The sequence below is a fragment of the Xanthobacter pseudotagetidis genome (assembly GCF_043194795.2).
Classification (GTDB): Bacteria; Pseudomonadota; Alphaproteobacteria; order Rhizobiales; family Xanthobacteraceae; genus Xanthobacter; species Xanthobacter tagetidis_A.
In genome coordinates this window covers 1,078,342-1,095,207 of sequence record NZ_CM195534.1, presented here as the reverse complement: position 1 = coordinate 1,095,207, position 16,866 = coordinate 1,078,342, and the positions used below count along the sequence as shown (strand labels likewise).

The following is a 16,866-nucleotide window of genomic DNA, read 5'->3' as shown; positions in this document are numbered from 1 at the left end:
TTATTGGTCAGCACCCCGGATCAGATGGGCCCCTGGAAGGTATTGCATTGCTGCATGTTTCCGGTCTTGAGGCCGCGCGTGAACCAGTTCACCCGCTGCTGCGAGCTGCCGTGCGTGAAGCTGTCCGGCACCGCGAAGCCCTGGGCCTGCTTTTGAAGACGGTCGTCGCCGATGGCGCTGGCGGCCCCCAGCGCCTCCTCCACGTCGCCCGGCTCCAGGATGCGGAACCGCGCGTTGGCGTGATAGGCCCAGACGCCGGCGAGGCAGTCGGCCATCAGCTCGACCCGCACCGAGAGCGCGTTCGCCTCGGCGCGGGAGGAGGCCCGCGCCTGTGCCTGCTGCACCTTGGGCAGGATGCCGATGAGATTCTCCACGTGGTGCCCGACCTCGTGGGCGATCACGTAGGCGGCGGCGAAGTCGCCGGGCGCGTTGAACTTGCGCTTCATCTCGTTGAAGAAGCTGAGGTCCAGATAGACCTTCTGGTCGATGGGGCAATAGAACGGCCCCATGGCCGACTGGGCGCCGCCGCAGGCCGAGCGGGTGGCCCCGGAGAACAGCACCAGCTTCGGATCCTGGTAGGTCTTGCCTTCGGCGCGGAAAATCTCGGACCACACGTCCTCGGTCTGCGCGAGGACGGCGGCGGCGAAGCGGCCCATCTCGTCGGTGGGCTTGCTGGCCTGGCCCTGGCTCGACGGCGGCGGCGCGCTCTGCTGCTGGCCGCCGCCGAGGCCGTTCAGCGCCTCGAGGCCGCCCAGCAGCACGGCGGGATTGATGCCCAGCGCCCAGCCGACGAGACCGACGATGATGATGGTGCCGATGCCGAGGCCGCCCCGTCCGCCCGGCATCTGGAAGCCGCCGCCGCCTTGTCCGCGCCGGTCTTCCACATTGTCGCTGGAGCGGAAATCGTCCCACCGCATGCCACACCTCCCACGCGCGCATGCCGGGCCTGACCGGCGCGCCTTGGGGCAACAATGCACAGCTTCATGGCGAAATCCACGACGATCGCCGGATCGGCAGCTGCACCGGCGTGGCGCCCGCCCCATTCCGCCGGATGGCGGACCCTTGAGGCAGAGACGAAAAAGGCCCGCGCGATGGCGGGCCTTGTCCGGATCCCCGGAATGTCAGGCGGCGTTCGGCGCCGTCACGGCATGAGGCAAACCACCGATGCGCCAAGCCGACGCATGCGGCGGAAGAAACGCGATTCGCTGCAGTGGATCAGCGGGTCGGGCGCGGCTTGGAGGGGATGAGGCCTTCGCGCTGGGCGCGCTTGCGCGCAAGCTTGCGGGCGCGCCGGACGGCCTCGGCCGCCTCGCGGGCGCGCTTCTCGGACGGCTTCTCGTAGTGGCCACGCAGCTTCATCTCGCGGAAGATCCCCTCGCGCTGCATCTTCTTCTTGAGCGCCTTGAGGGCCTGATCGACATTGTTGTCGCGGACGAGAACTTGCACGTGTTTGCCTCTTCGAGCTGTTGCGCCGAGCCGTGAGCTGACCTGATATGAAACGGTCCGGAAGGGACAGGACGGCTGTGAGGCCACGCGCATCTCATCCGGAAGAGCCGCTCTCATATCAGACGGCGCGACGAATGTCCACACGCCGCTTCCACGCCGATGGCGCGAAAGCCGTTGTGCCGGCTCACTTCCCTCGGACCCCCGCTCAGCCGGGGTCCTTGACGGCGTATCGCGCAGCCCACGGCGCGGGCGCAGCGGCGAAGGACGGGGCCTGCTGTTGCGGCGGGCGGGGCGAGAAGACCGGCACCGCAACGGGTGCCGGGAACAGTGACGGCGGCGGCCCAGCGACGGCGGCGACCTGTGGCGACAACCCGATCGGCAGCGGCGCGCTCGCGGCGGGACTGATCCGCGGCAGGGGCCAGTGCCGCGCCCGCTTCTGGGCATCGCGGCAGAGCCCGTCGAGCTCGTTGCGGATGGGGGCGTCGGCGAAGCAGTCGGCCGCCGCACGGATGCCTTCCATGAAGCGAAGCTCGATGGCGATCAGGCGCCAGCTGCAGAATCGGCCGGATCGCGCCAGTTGCCGCGCCAGATCCCGGATTTGCTCGAATGCCAGTTCTTGACCCATCGGCGCTCCTCCAGTGCCGTATGGTAAAAACTTACATCTCGCTTATGACGATTCGGTCACTTCCGTCACGGGATGATTCGCGCGCAGATCGACTTGTGCACAACTCATGCTTGGCTTGCCGGCGGCCCATCGCATGCGGCGCAAGGCGCCGCGCCGGCCCCCGCGAGGAAATCGCTCAGCAGCCATCACCCTCGCGCAGGCGGTTCACGTGGCCCATCTTGCGGCCGGCCCGCGCCTCGTCCTTGCCGTAGAGGTGCAGCCGTGCGCCGGGCTCGGCGAGGATCCTGCGCCAGGCGTGCACGTCCTCGCCGATGAGGTTCGTCATCTGCGTCGGGCCGAGCCGGGCGGGATCGCCCAGCGGCCAGCCGGCGATGGCGCGCACGTGCTGCTCGAACTGGCAGGTGGCGGCACCGTCCTGGGTCCAGTGGCCGCTGTTGTGGACGCGCGGGGCGATCTCGTTCACCAGCACCCGCTCCGCCGCGCCGCGCCCCACCAGGAACAGCTCCACCGCGAACACGCCCACGTAATCGAGCGCGCCGGAGATGGCGCAGGCGATGAACCGCGCCGCCCGCTCGGTCTCCGCGCTCACCCCGGCCGGAACGGTGGAGGTGTGCAGGATGTGCTCGCGGTGGACGTTGCGCGTCACGTCGTAGGCGGCGAAGGCGTCGTCCGCGCGCCGGGCGGCGACGATGGACACCTCCGCCTCGAATGGCACGAAGCCTTCCAGGATCGCCGGCTGGCGGCCCAGCGCGTGCCAGGCGGCGGTGAGGTCCTCGCCGGGGCGGATGATCACCTGCCCCTTGCCGTCATAGCCGAAGCGGCGCGTCTTCAGCACCGCGGGAAGGCCGATCTCGCGGACCGCCGCCTCCAGCGAGGCGAGGTCGTCCACGGGCGCGAACGGCGCCGTCTCGATGCCGAGGGACCGAACGAAGCTCTTCTCGGCGAGCCGGTCTTGGGTGGTGGCGAGCGCCTTCGCGCCCGGCCTCAGCGGCTTGCGGGCGGCCAGGAACTCGGCGGTGGCGAGCGGAACGTTCTCGAACTCATAGGTGACCACGTCCACCTGCCGCGCGAACGCCTCCAGCGCCGCGAAGTCGTCATAGGCGGCGCAGATGTGGCCGGCGCTCACCTGGAAGGCCGGGCTGTCCTTGTCCGGGCACAGGATGAAGGTCTTCAGCCCGAGGCGCGCGGCGGCGAGCGCGATCATGCGCCCGAGCTGGCCGCCGCCGAGAATGCCGATGGTGTCACCCGGCGCCAGCATGGCTCAGACGGGCCGCTCCGCCACCTGCGCCGTGCGCGCGGCGCGGAAATCCTTGAGCCGCCGGGCGAGCCCCGCGTCGGTCAGCGCCAGCACCGCGGCGGCGAGCAGCGCCGCGTTGGTGGCGCCGGCCTTGCCGATGGCGAGCGTGCCCACGGGCACGCCGGCCGGCATCTGGACGATGGAATAGAGGCTGTCGAGGCCGCTCATGGCTTTCGATTCCACCGGCACGCCGAACACCGGCAGGGTGGTGAGGGAGGCGACCATGCCGGGCAGGTGGGCGGCGCCGCCGGCGCCGGCGATCACCACCTTGAAGCCCTCCGCCTCGGCCCCCTTGGCGAAGGCATACATGCGCTCCGGGGTGCGGTGGGCGGAGACGATGCGCACGTCGTGCGGCACCTCCAGCGCCGCCAGCGTCTCCGCCGCGTGGCGCATGGTGTCCCAATCGGACTGGCTGCCCATGATGACGGCCACAAGCGGCGCGCTCATCCCTTCCGACCCCTCGGGAAAAAAGGAAAGCGCGGCTTTATAGGAATGCGGAAGGCGCGGCAAGGGCGGCGGCGCAATTCAGGCGCGCCGTCCCGGCCTTTTGCACTGCACTATAGCCGAGGCGCACCGCCTCAATCCTGCTGCTGGTAATAGCCGGGATCGGTGGGAAACACCGGCGCACCGTGATGGCCGATGATGGATTTCATCGTCGCCTCGAAGAACTGCGAGCGCGCCATGTCCTTCGCGAGGCCGTTGATGCGCTTGCGCATGGCTTCCGCCTCGGCGGGGCGCTCGGCGGCGAGATCGCGCGTCTCGCCGGGGTCGGCCCCGAGGTCGTAGAGCTCGACGCGTGACGGCAGGGGCGCGTTCCAGACCAGCTTCAGGTCGCCCTCGCGCACGGCGCCGCGAAACAGCTCGACATTGTAGACCACCTCCGTGCGCGGCGAGGCGGCGCCGGTGCTGATCGCCGGCCACACGTCCATGCCGTCGAGCGGCTTTGTGCCGGCAAGCGGCGCGCCTGCGAGGCCGGCGAGCGTCGGCAGCATGTCCACCACGTGCATCATGCCGGCGACCTTGCCGGGTGGGACGTGGCCGGGCCAGTTCGCGAGCGCCACCGCGCGGGTGCCACCCTCATAGAGGGAGCCCTTGCCATCGCGGAACGGCGTGTTGCGCGCCGGCAGGTCGCCCTTGGTGTCGATCTGGCCGGCAAAGGTGGCCGTGCGCACGCCGCCATTGTCGGAATGGAACACCACCAGCGTGTTATCCCGCATGCCTTTGTCCGCCAGCGCCTTCAGCACCGCGCCGATCTGGTCGTCCATGGCCGTCACCATGGCCGCATAGGCGCGCCGGTTGGGATCGGCGATGTCCTTGTAGCGATCGAGATAGGCTTTGGGCGCCTGGAATGGCGTGTGCGGCGCCGTGAAGGCGAGATAGAGGAAGAGCGGCCGGCTCGTGTCATGGGCACGGATGAGGCGCACCGCATCGGCGCCGATCAGGTCGGTGACGTAGCCCGGCTCCTTCAGGAGCTTGCCGTTTCGGTACCAGTCGACGATGCCGTGGACCTTGTGGTCGAAATAGTCGATCTCGCCGATCAGCGGGCCGTACTGGTAGTCGAAGCCGCGGGCGCGGGGCCAGTATTTCCTGTCCGCGTGGCCGAGGTGCCATTTGCCGACGATGGCGGTCTCGTATCCCGCGTCCTTCAAGACCTGCGGCAGGAGGCGCTCGTCGGTGGGCAGGCCATAGGTCTGGTCGGGGAGGATGACGAAGCTCTGCAGCCCGTAGCGCAATGGATAGCGCCCGGTCATGAGCGCGGCGCGCGTCGGGGTGCACATGGGCTGGACGTAGAACTGCTCGAGCGTGGCGCCGGTCTGCGCCAGCTGATCAAGCGTCGGGGTCCAGATTTCGGAGCCGCGGAAGCCCACGTCCGCAAAGCCGAGGTCGTCGGCGACGATATAGACGATGTTCGGTGGCGGCGCGGCCACGGCGGGCGCCGATACCAGAACCAAGACCCCCAGCGCAAAAAGCGCACGCATGGACACCCCCCGATGGCCGGCGCTCTTTCAGGCAGTGAGCAGCCCCGCGCGCGGCAACAGAGCGAAAATCCTCAAATGAAGCAGAAGGATGGCGTCCGCTGCAGCCAATGCCGAGCTTCCCTGGAGACAGGGCGCGCGAGCGGACGCCGGTGGACCCTCAGCGCCAGCGGCGGTGCAGCCAGAGCCACTGGGCGGGGTGCTCGCGCACCCAGCCCTCGATCACGTCGTTGATGGCCTGCATGGCGCCCTCGACGTCGATCTTGCCCTCGGCGTCGCGCGGCATGACCACCTCCTCGGTGAACTCCACGCGGAACCGTCCCTTCGGCAGGCGCACCACGCGCCAGCCATAGACCGGGCAGTCGAAGTGGCGGGCGAGCTTGGCGAGCGTCGGGTTGGTGGCGGTGGGTCGGCCGAAGAACTTCACCTTCGGGCCGCCGGTCCAGTACTGGTCCACCAGCATGCCGATATGCTGGCCCTGGCCGAGCCGGCGGATCAAATCGCGCGCGGCATCGCGATCGGTGCGGATGAGGTCGGGCATGGTGCCCTTGCGCATCTCCTCGATCAGCTCGGCCGCCTTCTTGTTGTTGGGCTCGCGATAGATGACCGCGTCGAGGATGTCGAGCTCGGCGCCGCAGATGGCGCACATCTCCCAATTGCCGGTATGGGCGGAGAAGAACAGCGCCGTCTTGCCGTCGCGCAGCTGGTGGGAGAAGTCGGTCTTGCCGATCTCGATGCGGCCCTTGCCCGGGTTCTTCGGATCGTAGTCCCAGATGTGGTCGAGATGGGCGAACTCGGCGCACAGGCGGCCGAGATTGGCCCACACCTCGCGCACCAGCTTCTCGATCTCCTGCGGCGACTTCTCCGGGAAGGCGGCCTTGAGGTTGGCGCGCGCCACCTTGGTGAGCGGCCACAGCGGCCCGAACAGGCGCGCCCAGAAGGCCATGCCGGCGGAGGACACTTCCAGCGGCCACAGCCTGAGCCACCACAGCGAGCCGCGCACATAGCCGCCCAGCAGCGCGCCGACGATCGGCGCCATGCGCTGGCGCATCCGGTTTCGCAGGCGCGGCAGCGTGCCGTTGCGGAAGCGCCGCCACCTTTTCACGATCTCGCCCAACGGGAATCCGCCCTTCAGAACTTGACCAGGATCTTGCCGAACACGCGCCGGCTCTCCAGGCGCTCCAGGCCCTCGTTGAAGCGCTCCAGCGGCACCACCGTATCGATCACCGGCCGGATGCCGCGGCCCATCTTGGCGAGCCCGTCGGAGACGTTGCGGATGGTGGCGCCGAACGAGCCGAAGATCTTGTACTGGCGCTGGAACAGCTGCATCAGGTTCATCTGCACGCTCACCCCGGAGGTCGAGCCGCAGGTGACGAGCCGGGCGCCCGGCCGCATGGAGAGCAGCGAGCCGTTCCAGGTCTCCGCGCCCACATGCTCGAACACCACGTCGACCCCCACCTTCCTGGTGATCTTGCGTACCTCGTGCTCGAAGCGGTCGCGCCGATAGTTGATGACGTGGTCGGCGCCGAGCGCCAGCGCCTTGACGCCCTTCTCGTCGTCGCCGACGGTGGTGATGACGGTCGCGCCCACGTCCTTGGCGAGGCGGATCGCGGCCGAGCCGATGCCGGAGCCGCCGGCATGCACCAGCACCGTCTCGCCGGCCTCCAGCCTGGCATTGTCGAACAGCATGTGCTCGACGGTGGAGAAGGTGATGCCGGCGCAGGCCGCATCCTCGAACGGCACGCCCTGGGGCGCCGGGATCGCGAGGCGCTCCGGCAGGTTGATCAGGTCGCGGGCGAAGCCGTCGATGTGGAAGCCGAGCACGCCGCCGACGTTCTCACAGAGATTGTCGCGCCCGGCGAGGCAGCTGCGGCAGTGGCCGCAGGTCATGGCGCCGTACATGGACACGGTCTGGCCGACCTTGAGCCCGCGCACGTCGGCGCCGAGCGCGACGATCTCGCCGGCGGCCTCCGCGCCCACCACGAGGGGCATCTTGCGCTTGGCGAAGGCCATGCCGCGCCAGCCCCAGACATCGATATGGTTGAGCGCCAGCGCCTTCACCCGGATCTGCACCTCGCCGGCGTCCGGAGCGCCGGGATCGGGCATGTCGACGATTTCGAGCTTGCGGTCGGAGACGAGCTGAAGGGCGCGCATTCTTGTTCTCTGGGTCGGTTCTTTTTCGGCGAAGGGCGGCGCAGGGCGCGCCGTCCGGGCCCGCCGCAGGGACGGACCGGTCATATAGCCCGCGTCGGGGGAGAAGCGGAAGGCCACCACCTGCGGGAGAGCTGCCTCCCCCGACAGGCGCTCCCGCAGGAGCCTGTGTCCTCAGGCGGGCTCGGCGGCCAGCACCAGGCAGACATTCTGCCCGCCGAAGCCGAACGAATTGGAGATTACCCGCCGGACCTGCGCATCCCGCGCCACGTTCGGCACCACGTCGAGCGGGATCGCCGGGTCGGGGACGTTGTAATTGATGGTCGGCGGGATGCGGCCGTTGGCGATGGTCAGCAGCGACACCGCCGCCTCGATCGCCCCCGCCGCGGTCAGCGTGTGGCCGATCATCGACTTGTTGGAGGAGATCGGGATGCCGGCGAGCTTCTCCTCGCCGAACACGCCCTTGAGGCCGACATATTCCATGCGGTCGTTCTCGGGCGTCGAGGTGCCGTGGGCGTTGATATAGTCCACGTCGTCCGGGGTGATGCCCGCGTCGGCCAGGGCGTTCTTCATGCAGCCGATGATGGGGCGGCCGTCCGGCGAGGAGCGGGTGCGGTGGAAGTTGTCGGCCATCTCGCCGCAGCCCTCGAGCACGCCGAGAATGCGCGCCCCGCGGGCGACGGCGTGGGCGTAGCTTTCCAGCACCAAGGCGGCGGCGCCCTCGGCCATGACGAAGCCGTCGCGGTTCTTGGCGAACGGGCGCGCCGCCTCGTCGGGCTTGTCGTTGGCGGTGGTCAGCGCCGAGAGCAGCGAGAAGCGGATCAGCGCCTCGGGATGCACCGAGCCGTCGGTGCCGAGCGAGAGCGCGACCTCGGTCTCGCCGCGGCGGATCGCCTCGACGCCGAGCTGGATCGCGGTGGCGCCGGAGGCGCAGGCGGTGGAGAGCGAGATCGGCTGGCCCCGGGTGCCGAAGCGGTCGGCGAGCCGGTCGGCCACCGAGCCGAACATGAAGCGCTCGTGCCAGGGGCGGAACTTGCCGGAGGCGGCGGCGCCGAGCAGGTCACGGTAGGACAGTGGGTATTTCCCCACCGCCTCGCCCAGTTCCCGGCGCTCGGGCCATTCCAGCTCCACCGGCGGGACGGCGGCGAACAGCGGGCCGGGGAAATCGCCCTTGGCGCCGATGCCGGCCTCGGAGATCGCCTCCTCCACCGCCAGGGTGGCGAGCTTCTCGGACAGGTCCGGCGCCGGCACGCGGCCCTCGAACAGATAGTCGACGGTGCCGGCGATGGTGGTGCGCATGCCCTCGATGGGGAAGCGGGTGATGGTGTGGATGCCCGACTCGCCGGCGGTGAGGCGGCGCCAGTTGTCGTCCTTGCCCTGGCCGAGCGAGGTGACGATGCCGATGCCGGTGACGACCACCACCGGCCGCCCGTGCTTGTCCAGATGCGCCTGCGTCATGCCGCGGCTCCCATTGGTGAGGCGCGCTCGCCCGAAGCGCCGAATTCTCTTCCGTGACCACCGTCGCGCCCCGGCAGGGCGCCCGCAGCCGGCGTCAGTCCCGGCGGAAAATAAGCCGAAGCCGGCCCGCGGGTAAATGCGGCCCGGCTTTTGTTACTTAGATACCATCTTGAATGGTCGGCGAGCGGCTAGTCCATCTTCTCGTTGGGGTATACGCCGAAGAGCAGGCTCTGCGCCACATAGCCGTCGAAGCTCTCGCCGGAGATGCGGCAGAATTTGCCGTCGCAGGCCTTCACGACGCCGAGCACGCCGGGCTCCAGCTTCGCCACCACGCGGGCGTCGGCGCTCGCCCCGTCCCGCAGCGGCACCGTCTCCCCCTTCTGCCAGGGCGCGACCAGGGCGGTGCGCCGCAGCGACAGCATGGAGTGGTAGACCCATCCCTCCGCCCCGTCGGCGTCGCGGATCCGGCGCCAGGTCTCGAATTCGGCGGTGACCTCCACCGGCAGCCCCGCCCGATGGAACACCCAGGCCACGTCGTGGTCCTTGTTCGGGCCGTTGCGCACGTTGACGGTATCGGCCTTGAGCGAGGCGAAGCGCGGCACCGGCAGCCCCGAGGTCCCGTCCTGCGCGGCCTCGGCCGGCGCCAGGGCGAAAAGCCCCGTGACGAAGAGCGCGCCCACGAGGAAGCTCTTCATGCAGTGACGGATCGGTGAGGGCATGATGGCATCGTCCTTTCGCATCGCGGCAGCGGCGCACTGGAGGTGCGCCGCGCGGGCGCGCGCGTCAAGGGCTGCGGCTCCCGCGCGCCTTGTGTTTCGCCGCCTGTCTGATAGACGGGTCCACAAGGGTTAAGAAATGGGGAACGGGGAAGTGCCGATGGTGCGTCGCAAGCCGCTGGTGGTCGTCACGCGCAAGCTGCCGGAAACGGTCGAGACGCGCATGCGCGAGCTGTTCGACGTCCGCCTCAACGAGGACGACGCGCCCATGGAGCATGCGGCGCTGGTGGAGGCGGTGAAGACCGCCGACGTGCTCGTGCCGACCGTCACCGACCGCATCGATTCGTCGGTTCTGTCCCAGGCCGGCGAGAACCTGCGGCTGATCGCCTCCTTCTCCAACGGCGTCGATCATATCGACGTGGCGAGCGCGCTCAACCGCGGCATCACCGTCACCAACACCCCCGGCGTCCTCACCGAGGACACCGCCGACATGACCATGGCGCTGATCCTCGCCGTGCCGCGCCGGCTGGCCGAAGGCGCGCAGGTGATGATCTCCGAGAAGGAGGAGTGGCCGGGCTGGTCGCCCACCTGGATGCTCGGCCGCCGCATCTGGGGCAAGCGCCTCGGCATCATCGGCATGGGCCGCATCGGCCAGGCGGTGGCGCGGCGCGCCAAGTCCTTCGGGCTGCAGATCCACTACCACAACCGCCGCCGCCTGCCGGTGGCGATCGAGGAGATGCTGGACGCCACCTACTGGGAGAGCCTCGACCAGATGCTGGCGCGCATGGACATCATCTCGGTCAACTGCCCGCACACGCCCGCCACCTACCACCTGCTCTCGGCGCGGCGCCTGAAGCTGCTGAAGCCGCATGCCTACGTGGTGAACACCGCGCGCGGCGAGGTGATCGACGAGAACGCCCTCACCCGCCTGATCGAGGCCGGGGAGATCGCCGGCGCCGGCCTCGACGTGTTCGAGCACGAGCCGGCGGTGAACCCGAAGCTGGTCCGGCTCGCCAAGCAGGGCAAGGTGGTGCTGCTGCCGCATCTCGGCTCGGCCACCCTCGAAGGCCGCGTGGATATGGGCGAGAAGGTGATCGTCAACATCAAGACCTTCATGGACGGCCACCGCCCGCCGGACCGGGTGCTGCCGGCGATGCTGTGAGGGGCTGAAAGCCGGAGCGCCCCGGCGCTCCCCCTCGCATTGCCCCCAGCGGCGCCCCCGCCCGCTCCCCCATTCCCGCCGTCACCCTCCGGCCCGACCGGAGGGTCTATTCCACTCTCGTTGCCCCTCGCGAGACCCGGCCATGGATGCTCCGGTGGAGCCGGAGCATGACGGCGGTGGGCCCCCCTGCCGCACCCTTCCCCTCACGCCGCCTTCACGTGCGCCGACAGATCGGTGATGCGCGCGTTCTCCCCCGTCAGCGGGTTCTCCGGGTCCCAGCCATAGCTCAGCGTCTCGAAGCGCATGGAGCGGGCGTCGATCATCAGCAGACGGCCCACCAGGCCCTCGCCGAAGCCGACGATGGCGCGGATCGCCTCCAGCGCGGCGATGGAGCCGGCGATGCCGGCGAGCGCGCCCAGAACCCCCGCCTCGGCGCAGGGGGCGACCGTGCCGGGCGGCGGCGGCTCGGGGAACAGGCAGCGATAGGTGGGGTTCGGCGTGCCGTCCGGCCCCGCCTCGTGGGCGCGGACGGTGGTGACGGTGGCGTCGAACGTGCCGAGCGCCGCCGTGACCAGTGTCCTGCGTGCCAGCACGCAGGCGTCCGAGACCAGATAGCGGGTCGAGAAATTGTCCGAGCCGTCCACCACCACGTCGACGCCGCCGACGAGGTCGAGCGCGTTCTCGGCGGAAAGCCGGGTGCGGTGCGCCACCAGTTCCACGTGGGGATTGAGCGCGGCGACGGCGTCGCGGGCGCTGTCCGCCTTGGGCCGGCCGATGTCCGGCGTGCCGTGGATCACCTGGCGCTGGAGGTTGGAGAGCGAGACCACGTCGTCCTCCACCAGCACCAGGCGCCCCACCCCGGCGGCGGCAAGGTAGAGAAGCACCGGCGCGCCGAGCCCGCCCGCGCCGACCACGAGGACGCTGGATGCCTTGAGCTTCTGCTGGCCCGGCCCGCCCACGTCGTGCAGCACGATGTGGCGGGCGTAGCGTTCGATCTCTTCGGTGGAGAAGGCCATGACGGCTCATTAGCCCTTCGGCGCGATTTCGTCACCCCGGCGGGAACCGGCGCGGCGCCGGCGGCATTCTCCCTGTGACAGACACGCCGGAGAACCAGCGACATGCACCGCATCGCCATCGATTTCTCGCGCCGCGCCGACGTTCCTGCCACCGTCCTGCTGGACGATCCGGTCCAGTCCGGCCGCGCCGTCGACTTGCTGCTCGACTGCGCGCGCGCCTGCGCCGACGGCGCCGCCGACATGGAGACGGGACGCTCGGCGGTCGAGCCGGAGCGGCTGCGCCTGATGCTCGCCTGCGCCGAGACCTGCCGCGCCGCGGCCCACGTGATGATCCTCGGCGTGCCCCACCATCGCGAGCTGTGCGAGGCCGCGGCCGGCCTGTGCGAGGCGTGCGTCGCCGCGGGCGCGGATGACGATGCGGACGAATGCGTCGCCGCCTGCCGGGCCTGCGCCGAGGCCTGCCGGAACATCGTGGTGCACTGAGCGCGCGGGGCGAGCCTAGCCCGCCGGCAGCGCCTATTGCGCCGACAGCTTCCCGATCAGCGGCAGAAGCGTGTTCGCCACCGCGTCCGGGGTCAGCGGCCCGACGAACTTGTGGGCGATCGTGCCGTCCTTGGCGAGCACGAAGGTCTCGGGCACGCCGTAGACGCCCCACTCGATGGCCGCCCGGCCATTGGTGTCCACCCCAACCGCCTCGTAGGGCAGCCCGTACTGGCCGAGGAAGCGACGGGCGTTCTCCGGGGCATCCTTGTAATTGAGCCCGACAAGGCGCAGGCGCGGGTCCTGCGCCAGCTTCATCAAAAGCGGGTGCTCCTCGCGGCAGGGGCCGCACCAGGAAGCCCAGACGTTCACCAGCGTCGGCTTGCCGGTGAGGGTCGCGGTATCGATGCCCGGGACGCTCGCGCCCGCTTTGCCCAGGCCCACGAGCGGCGGCAGCGTCATGGCCGGCGCCTTGCGGCCCACCAGAACGGACGGCACGCGGGACGGATCTCCCCCGGTCTCCAGCCGCGACAGGAACAGGCCCGCCAGCGCCAGGAACAGCACCAGCGGCAGCGCGACGATCCACACGCGCCGGCGCGGCGCCTTCGCGATCGGGGGGACCGGCTCGCTCATGGGGCGTGCTCCTCGAGCTTGGCGGCGGCACTGGAGCGGCGGCGCACGCCGCGCGCCTCCAGTTCCGCGAGCGCGCGCTTCTGCGCGGCATTGTCGACCAGCAGCCAGGCGGCGAGCAGCCCGAGGCCGAGGGCGGAGACCGCATAGGAGGCGGCGATGAAGGTGAAGTGCTCCATCGCCTCAGCCCATGGCCTCGGCGGCGGCGCGGGCCTCCAGCACCTCGACGCGCCGACGCAGGATCTCGGTGCGCATGGCGATGAGATGCAGCGTCATGAACAGAAGCGTGAAGCCGAGCGCGCAGGTCATCAGCGGCCAGAGCAGGCTCGCGTCGATGGTGGAGCCGCCCATCCGGAACACCGAGGCGGGCTGGTGCAGGGTGTTCCACCAGTCCACCGAGAACTTGACGATCGGGATGTTGATGACGCCCACCAGCGTCAGCACCGCCGCCGCCCGGCCGGAACGGCCCGGGTCGTCGATGGCGGCGCGCAACGCCATCACGCCGAGATAGAGCAGCAGCAGCACCAGCATGGAGGTGAGGCGCGCATCCCACACCCAGTAGGTGCCCCACATGGGCCGGCCCCACAGCGCGCCGGTGACGAGGCACAGCGCCGCGAAGGTGGCGCCGATGGGCGCCGCCGCCTTGTGCGCCACGTCCGCCAGCGGGTGGCGCCAGACCAGGATGCCGAGCGAGGACGCCGCCATCAGCGTGTAGGCGGCCATGGCCAGCCACGCGAACGGCACGTGGATGTACATGATCTTGACCGTCTCGCCCTGCTGGTAGTCGGCCGGCGCGTTGAAGGCGAGCACGAAGCCGATGCCGAGCACGAGCGCGCCCGCCGCCGCGATCCACGGCAGGAGGCGGCCGGAATAGGAGAGGAAGCGCGTCGGGTTCGCGAGGTCGAGGATCGCCATGCGGTCTTTCTAGACCATCTCCATTCGCCGGGGGAGCGGTCCTCGCGCGCCATTTACCCGCAGGAAGACAGCCAGGGGAGGAAGGCGTTGCCCGAAGCCCGGCATGGCCTCATCTTCCCTTACGGAATAAGAGGAGGAAACCCATGTATGAGGAACCCGTCAAGGAGCACCGATGGCTCAGGGGCCTGGTCGGCGACTGGACCTTCGAAGGCGAGTGCATCATGGGGCCGGACCAGCCGCCGAACCGCATGAGCGGCACCGAGACGGTGCGCGCGCTGGGCGAGCGGTGGGTGATCTGCGAGAGCACCACGCCCATGGCGGACATGGGGACCGCGACCAATATGCTCTCGATCGGCTACGACCCCGCCAAGGGCAGGTTCATCGGCACCTTCATGTCGTCGGCCATGAACGCACTGTGGGTCTATGAGGGCACGCTCGACGCCGGCGGCACGGTCCTGACCCTCGACACCGAGGGGCCGTCCATGACCGGAGAGGGTCGCGCGCGCTACCAGGACATCATCGAGCTGACGGCCTCGGGGGAGCGGCGCTTCTCCTCGCGCATCGAGCTGCCGGACGGGCAGTGGGTCACCTTCATGACCTCCACCTACGCCAAGGCCTGAGCCGAAGCGCGCAACCGGGACGGCGCAAGCCCGCCGCGCCAGGGACGCGGCGGGCGCAGCCTCACTCCTTTTCCGGCACCGGTACGTTGAAGCCGTTGAGGATCATGGAGACGTGGCAATAGAGCGCGACGAGATAGATCAGCTCCGCCGCCCCCTCCTCCTCGAAGGTCTCCACCGCGCGGCGGTAGAGCAGCTCCGGCAGCGGGCCGCCGCCGAGCAGCGCGTGGGTGACGTCGTAGGTCACCGCCTCCGCGTGGGTGAGGTCCGCCGGCCGGCTGCCGCCGACGATGGCGGCGATCTTGTCGTCCGAGAGCCCCTTGGCCTCCGCCACCGCCACGTGGGCATAGAGCTCGTAGGCGCTGTCGAACTTCGCCCCGGTGACGAGGATCGCCACCTCGCGCACGGTGCGGGGCAGGCTCGGCGCCTCCGACATGGCCTTCACCAGCTCCCACACCGGACCGCCGAACTTGGGATAGCGGAGCCAGGGGTTCCACGGCCCCATCAGCGCGCCGGCCCCGTCGATCACCTTGAAGGCGTTGAAATTGGCGCGGATGCCCTTGGCCATGTCGTCATAGAGCGGCTTCTGGGCCTCGGAGAGCGCTGTGGGCGAGAGCAGCGGCAGGCGCATTGAGAGGGTTCCCCATGTCGCACCGGGACGACGATCCGCCCGGCGGTGCCGGCATATGAGACGATGTTCGTGACGCCTTTTCCAGCGGCTCGCGACGTCAGCCGCGCGCGGCGCGCAGCGCCGCCGCGGCTGCCACCGGGCCGAGCACGAGCGCGAACAGCGCCAGGCCCAGCAGCACCCGGAACGGGGTGCCGAACGGCACCGGCCCGGTCACGGCCGAGGTGGTTGCCGAGACCGCGAAGATCAGCACCGGGATGGCGAGCGGGATCACCAGCACCGCGATCAGCAGCCCGCCGCGCCGGAACGCGCCCGCGAACGCCGCGCCGATCAGGCCGAGGAAGGTCACCGCCGGCGTGCCCACGAGAAGCGTCGCCACCACGGCGGCGATGGCGGCCGGCTCCAGGTTCAGCATCAGGGCCAGCACCGGGGCGGCGATCACCAGCGGCAGGCCGGTGGCGAGCCAGTGGGCGAGGCCCTTGGCCGCGGCCACCAGCTCCAGCGGCAGCGCGGACAAGGTGAGGTTGTCGAGCGAGCCGTCCTCCACGTCGGCCGTGAACAGGCGTTCAAGGCCGATCAGGCTGGCGAGCAGCGCGCCGATCCACAGGATCGCCGGGCCGATGCGGGCGAGCAAAGCGAGATCCGGGCCGACCGCGAACGGCACCACCGTGATGACGCACAGGAAGAACACGACGCCGAGCCCGGCCCCGCCCCCGGCGCCGAGCGAGAGCGCGAGGTCGCGCCTGAGGATGGCGAGGAAGGCGCGGGTCATGGGCGCAGCTCCATGGGGAGCGGCAGGGGCACCCAGAGTGGGGCGCCCGGCTGGCTTCCGGGGTCCCTCCCCCCTTGCGGGGGAGGGCAGGGCGGGGGGTGGCGCAACGGTTCCCGGCTAGGACGGACCGGCCGCCGATCGCGAATATTCGTATCCGCAGACGCGGCGGGGGATGGCGCGGGTGCGCCGCAGCGGCCTGACACCCCCCCCCCCTGCCCTCCCCCGCAAGGGGGGAGGGAGTCCGAAACAGCGATTGCGGCGTCCGGTGTCCAGCCCCTCATGCCCGCCTCCCCAGCCGCAGCTCCTCGCCCGCGCCGAGGTCGAGCGGGGCGTGGGTGGCGGCCACCAGGATGCCGCCCGCGCCGAGATGGGCGCGGGCGAAGCCGGCGAACATCTGCTGCGCCGCAACATCGAGCGCCGTGGTGGGCTCGTCGAGAATCCACACCGGCCGGCGCGAGGCGAGCAGCCGCGCCATGGCGAGGCGCCGCTTCTGCCCGGCCGAGAGGACGCCGGCCCGCAGGCGCGCGAGACCGCCCAGCCCCACCTCCTCCAGCGCATCGACGACGCCGAGGCCGGTCTCCCCGAGCACGGCGCGCCAGAAGGCGAGGTTGGCGTGGACGGTGAGCGCACCCTTCACCGCGTCCTCGTGCCCGAGATAGTGCACCTGCTCCAAAAGGGCCGCTTCGCCGGCCCCTTCCAGGCGCACCGTGCCGGCGGTCGGGGGCAGCAGGCCGGCGAGGATGCGCAGCAGCGAGGACTTGCCGGTGCCGTTCGGACCCGTGACCACCAGGGGAATGCCTGCGCGCGCCTCAAGGCTCAGCTCCTCGAACAGGAGTTTCAGTCCGCGCCGGCAGGCGAGCCCATCGCCCTTGAGGCAGGTCAAGGATTTTTCTGCCACGAATCCTGCTTTCGCTGCATTGCACTTTGCCCGTTCTTATCGCATGACCACGATTTGAAATGGCTCTATAAAGCGGCTG

The 16,866-nt window shown here is 70.1% G+C and carries 20 protein-coding genes; 3 read left to right on the top strand and 17 right to left on the bottom strand.

The genetic code is table 11. The annotated features are described in order from the left end of the window. Positions 1 to 20: 20 nt before the first annotated feature. From ypfJ to V5F67_RS05040, 10 genes are all read right to left on the bottom strand, one after another. Positions 21 to 917, bottom strand: coding sequence for a KPN_02809 family neutral zinc metallopeptidase (gene ypfJ, locus V5F67_RS05085; protein WP_394018567.1), 897 nt, complete (start codon positions 915 to 917; stop codon positions 21 to 23). Between the two features lie 298 nt (positions 918 to 1,215). Then, positions 1,216 to 1,446, bottom strand: coding sequence for a 30S ribosomal protein S21 (gene rpsU, locus V5F67_RS05080; protein WP_394018569.1), 231 nt, complete (start codon positions 1,444 to 1,446; stop codon positions 1,216 to 1,218). A 205-nt stretch (positions 1,447 to 1,651) separates the two neighbouring features. Further along, positions 1,652 to 2,071, bottom strand: a complete 420-nt coding sequence (locus V5F67_RS05075; RefSeq protein ID WP_394018571.1) for a hypothetical protein — start codon at positions 2,069 to 2,071, stop codon at positions 1,652 to 1,654. A 175-nt stretch (positions 2,072 to 2,246) separates the two neighbouring features. Continuing rightward, the gene (locus V5F67_RS05070; RefSeq protein WP_394018573.1) at positions 2,247 to 3,329 is read right to left on the bottom strand and encodes a 5-(carboxyamino)imidazole ribonucleotide synthase; all 1,083 of its coding nucleotides are present in this window, start codon (positions 3,327 to 3,329) and stop codon (positions 2,247 to 2,249) included. 3 nt (positions 3,330 to 3,332) lie between these two features. Beyond that, positions 3,333 to 3,815, bottom strand: coding sequence for a 5-(carboxyamino)imidazole ribonucleotide mutase (gene purE, locus V5F67_RS05065; RefSeq protein WP_394018575.1), 483 nt, complete (start codon positions 3,813 to 3,815; stop codon positions 3,333 to 3,335). A 131-nt stretch (positions 3,816 to 3,946) separates the two neighbouring features. Next, complete coding sequence (locus V5F67_RS05060; RefSeq protein ID WP_394018577.1) at positions 3,947 to 5,347, bottom strand: arylsulfatase B; 1,401 nt, start codon at positions 5,345 to 5,347, stop codon at positions 3,947 to 3,949. Between the two features lie 157 nt (positions 5,348 to 5,504). Further along, positions 5,505 to 6,461, bottom strand: a complete 957-nt coding sequence (locus V5F67_RS05055) for a lipid A biosynthesis lauroyl acyltransferase (RefSeq protein WP_394018579.1) — start codon at positions 6,459 to 6,461, stop codon at positions 5,505 to 5,507. 14 nt (positions 6,462 to 6,475) lie between these two features. Beyond that, positions 6,476 to 7,498: a zinc-binding dehydrogenase gene (locus V5F67_RS05050; protein ID WP_394018581.1), complete on the bottom strand. Its 1,023-nt coding sequence runs from the start codon at positions 7,496 to 7,498 to the stop codon at positions 6,476 to 6,478. Positions 7,499 to 7,669: 171 nt separating this feature from the next. Beyond that, positions 7,670 to 8,953, bottom strand: a complete 1,284-nt coding sequence (locus V5F67_RS05045; RefSeq protein ID WP_394018583.1) for a beta-ketoacyl-ACP synthase — start codon at positions 8,951 to 8,953, stop codon at positions 7,670 to 7,672. Positions 8,954 to 9,141: 188 nt separating this feature from the next. Continuing rightward, on the bottom strand, positions 9,142 to 9,672 hold the full coding sequence (locus V5F67_RS05040; RefSeq protein ID WP_394018585.1) for an SH3 domain-containing protein: 531 nt from the start codon (positions 9,670 to 9,672) through the stop codon (positions 9,142 to 9,144). Positions 9,673 to 9,829: 157 nt separating this feature from the next. Here V5F67_RS05040 and V5F67_RS05035 point away from each other — a divergent pair, with 157 nt between their 5' ends. After that, positions 9,830 to 10,831, top strand: coding sequence for a 2-hydroxyacid dehydrogenase (locus V5F67_RS05035; RefSeq protein WP_394018587.1), 1,002 nt, complete (start codon positions 9,830 to 9,832; stop codon positions 10,829 to 10,831). A gap of 203 nt (positions 10,832 to 11,034) precedes the next feature. On the opposite strand, the gene V5F67_RS05030 is transcribed toward V5F67_RS05035, so the two are convergent. Then, a complete protein-coding gene (locus tag V5F67_RS05030; protein WP_394018589.1) occupies positions 11,035 to 11,847 on the bottom strand; it encodes a HesA/MoeB/ThiF family protein in 813 nt (270 codons plus the stop codon). Between the two features lie 102 nt (positions 11,848 to 11,949). Here V5F67_RS05030 and V5F67_RS05025 point away from each other — a divergent pair, with 102 nt between their 5' ends. Beyond that, positions 11,950 to 12,330: a four-helix bundle copper-binding protein gene (locus V5F67_RS05025; RefSeq protein ID WP_394018591.1), complete on the top strand. Its 381-nt coding sequence runs from the start codon at positions 11,950 to 11,952 to the stop codon at positions 12,328 to 12,330. Between the two features lie 33 nt (positions 12,331 to 12,363). On the opposite strand, the gene V5F67_RS05020 is transcribed toward V5F67_RS05025, so the two are convergent. Genes V5F67_RS05020 through V5F67_RS05010 form a run of 3 tightly spaced genes read right to left on the bottom strand, consistent with a single transcriptional unit; the run spans position 12,364 to position 13,872 of the window. Further along, entirely contained in the window at positions 12,364 to 12,960 is a 597-nt protein-coding gene (locus V5F67_RS05020) for a DsbE family thiol:disulfide interchange protein (RefSeq protein ID WP_394018593.1), read from the bottom strand. Then, positions 12,957 to 13,136, bottom strand: a complete 180-nt coding sequence (ccmD, locus tag V5F67_RS05015; RefSeq protein ID WP_394018595.1) for a heme exporter protein CcmD — start codon at positions 13,134 to 13,136, stop codon at positions 12,957 to 12,959. The genes V5F67_RS05020 and ccmD overlap by 4 nt, the downstream gene beginning before the upstream one ends. A gap of 4 nt (positions 13,137 to 13,140) precedes the next feature. Then, a complete protein-coding gene (locus V5F67_RS05010) occupies positions 13,141 to 13,872 on the bottom strand; it encodes a heme ABC transporter permease (RefSeq protein ID WP_394018597.1) in 732 nt (243 codons plus the stop codon). Positions 13,873 to 14,015: 143 nt separating this feature from the next. On the opposite strand from V5F67_RS05010, the gene V5F67_RS05005 reads away from it, so the two are divergent. Next, positions 14,016 to 14,492, top strand: a complete 477-nt coding sequence (locus V5F67_RS05005; protein WP_394018599.1) for a DUF1579 domain-containing protein — start codon at positions 14,016 to 14,018, stop codon at positions 14,490 to 14,492. Between the two features lie 61 nt (positions 14,493 to 14,553). Here V5F67_RS05005 and V5F67_RS05000 read toward each other — a convergent pair whose 3' ends face one another. The 3 genes from V5F67_RS05000 to ccmA form a co-directional block, all read right to left on the bottom strand. Beyond that, complete coding sequence (locus tag V5F67_RS05000) at positions 14,554 to 15,120, bottom strand: carboxymuconolactone decarboxylase family protein (RefSeq protein WP_394018601.1); 567 nt, start codon at positions 15,118 to 15,120, stop codon at positions 14,554 to 14,556. A 97-nt stretch (positions 15,121 to 15,217) separates the two neighbouring features. Next, positions 15,218 to 15,889, bottom strand: a complete 672-nt coding sequence (gene ccmB / locus V5F67_RS04995; protein ID WP_394018602.1) for a heme exporter protein CcmB — start codon at positions 15,887 to 15,889, stop codon at positions 15,218 to 15,220. A 277-nt stretch (positions 15,890 to 16,166) separates the two neighbouring features. Then, complete coding sequence (gene ccmA, locus V5F67_RS04990) at positions 16,167 to 16,787, bottom strand: heme ABC exporter ATP-binding protein CcmA (protein WP_445328508.1); 621 nt, start codon at positions 16,785 to 16,787, stop codon at positions 16,167 to 16,169. Positions 16,788 to 16,866 lie beyond the last annotated feature (79 nt).

Bases quoted from the DNA above. Each gene is read 5' to 3' on its own strand.
- V5F67_RS05060 (WP_394018577.1), bottom strand. From the start codon at position 5,347: ATGCGTGCGCTTTTTGCGCTGGGGGTCTTGGTTCTGGTATCGGCGCCC.
- ccmB (WP_394018602.1), bottom strand. From the start codon at position 15,889: ATGACCCGCGCCTTCCTCGCCATCCTCAGGCGCGACCTCGCGCTCTCG.
- V5F67_RS05030 (WP_394018589.1), bottom strand. From the start codon at position 11,847: ATGGCCTTCTCCACCGAAGAGATCGAACGCTACGCCCGCCACATCGTG.
- V5F67_RS05040 (WP_394018585.1), bottom strand. From the start codon at position 9,672: ATGCCCTCACCGATCCGTCACTGCATGAAGAGCTTCCTCGTGGGCGCG.
- V5F67_RS05020 (WP_394018593.1), bottom strand. From the start codon at position 12,960: ATGAGCGAGCCGGTCCCCCCGATCGCGAAGGCGCCGCGCCGGCGCGTG.
- V5F67_RS05000 (WP_394018601.1), bottom strand. From the start codon at position 15,120: ATGCGCCTGCCGCTGCTCTCGCCCACAGCGCTCTCCGAGGCCCAGAAG.
- V5F67_RS05010 (WP_394018597.1), bottom strand. From the start codon at position 13,872: ATGGCGATCCTCGACCTCGCGAACCCGACGCGCTTCCTCTCCTATTCC.
- V5F67_RS05025 (WP_394018591.1), top strand. From the start codon at position 11,950: ATGCACCGCATCGCCATCGATTTCTCGCGCCGCGCCGACGTTCCTGCC.
- V5F67_RS05050 (WP_394018581.1), bottom strand. From the start codon at position 7,498: ATGCGCGCCCTTCAGCTCGTCTCCGACCGCAAGCTCGAAATCGTCGAC.
- ypfJ (WP_394018567.1), bottom strand. From the start codon at position 917: ATGCGGTGGGACGATTTCCGCTCCAGCGACAATGTGGAAGACCGGCGC.
- V5F67_RS05035 (WP_394018587.1), top strand. From the start codon at position 9,830: ATGGTGCGTCGCAAGCCGCTGGTGGTCGTCACGCGCAAGCTGCCGGAA.
- V5F67_RS05045 (WP_394018583.1), bottom strand. From the start codon at position 8,953: ATGACGCAGGCGCATCTGGACAAGCACGGGCGGCCGGTGGTGGTCGTC.
- V5F67_RS05075 (WP_394018571.1), bottom strand. From the start codon at position 2,071: ATGGGTCAAGAACTGGCATTCGAGCAAATCCGGGATCTGGCGCGGCAA.
- V5F67_RS05005 (WP_394018599.1), top strand. From the start codon at position 14,016: ATGTATGAGGAACCCGTCAAGGAGCACCGATGGCTCAGGGGCCTGGTC.
- ccmD (WP_394018595.1), bottom strand. From the start codon at position 13,136: ATGGAGCACTTCACCTTCATCGCCGCCTCCTATGCGGTCTCCGCCCTC.
- V5F67_RS05070 (WP_394018573.1), bottom strand. From the start codon at position 3,329: ATGCTGGCGCCGGGTGACACCATCGGCATTCTCGGCGGCGGCCAGCTC.
- purE (WP_394018575.1), bottom strand. From the start codon at position 3,815: ATGAGCGCGCCGCTTGTGGCCGTCATCATGGGCAGCCAGTCCGATTGG.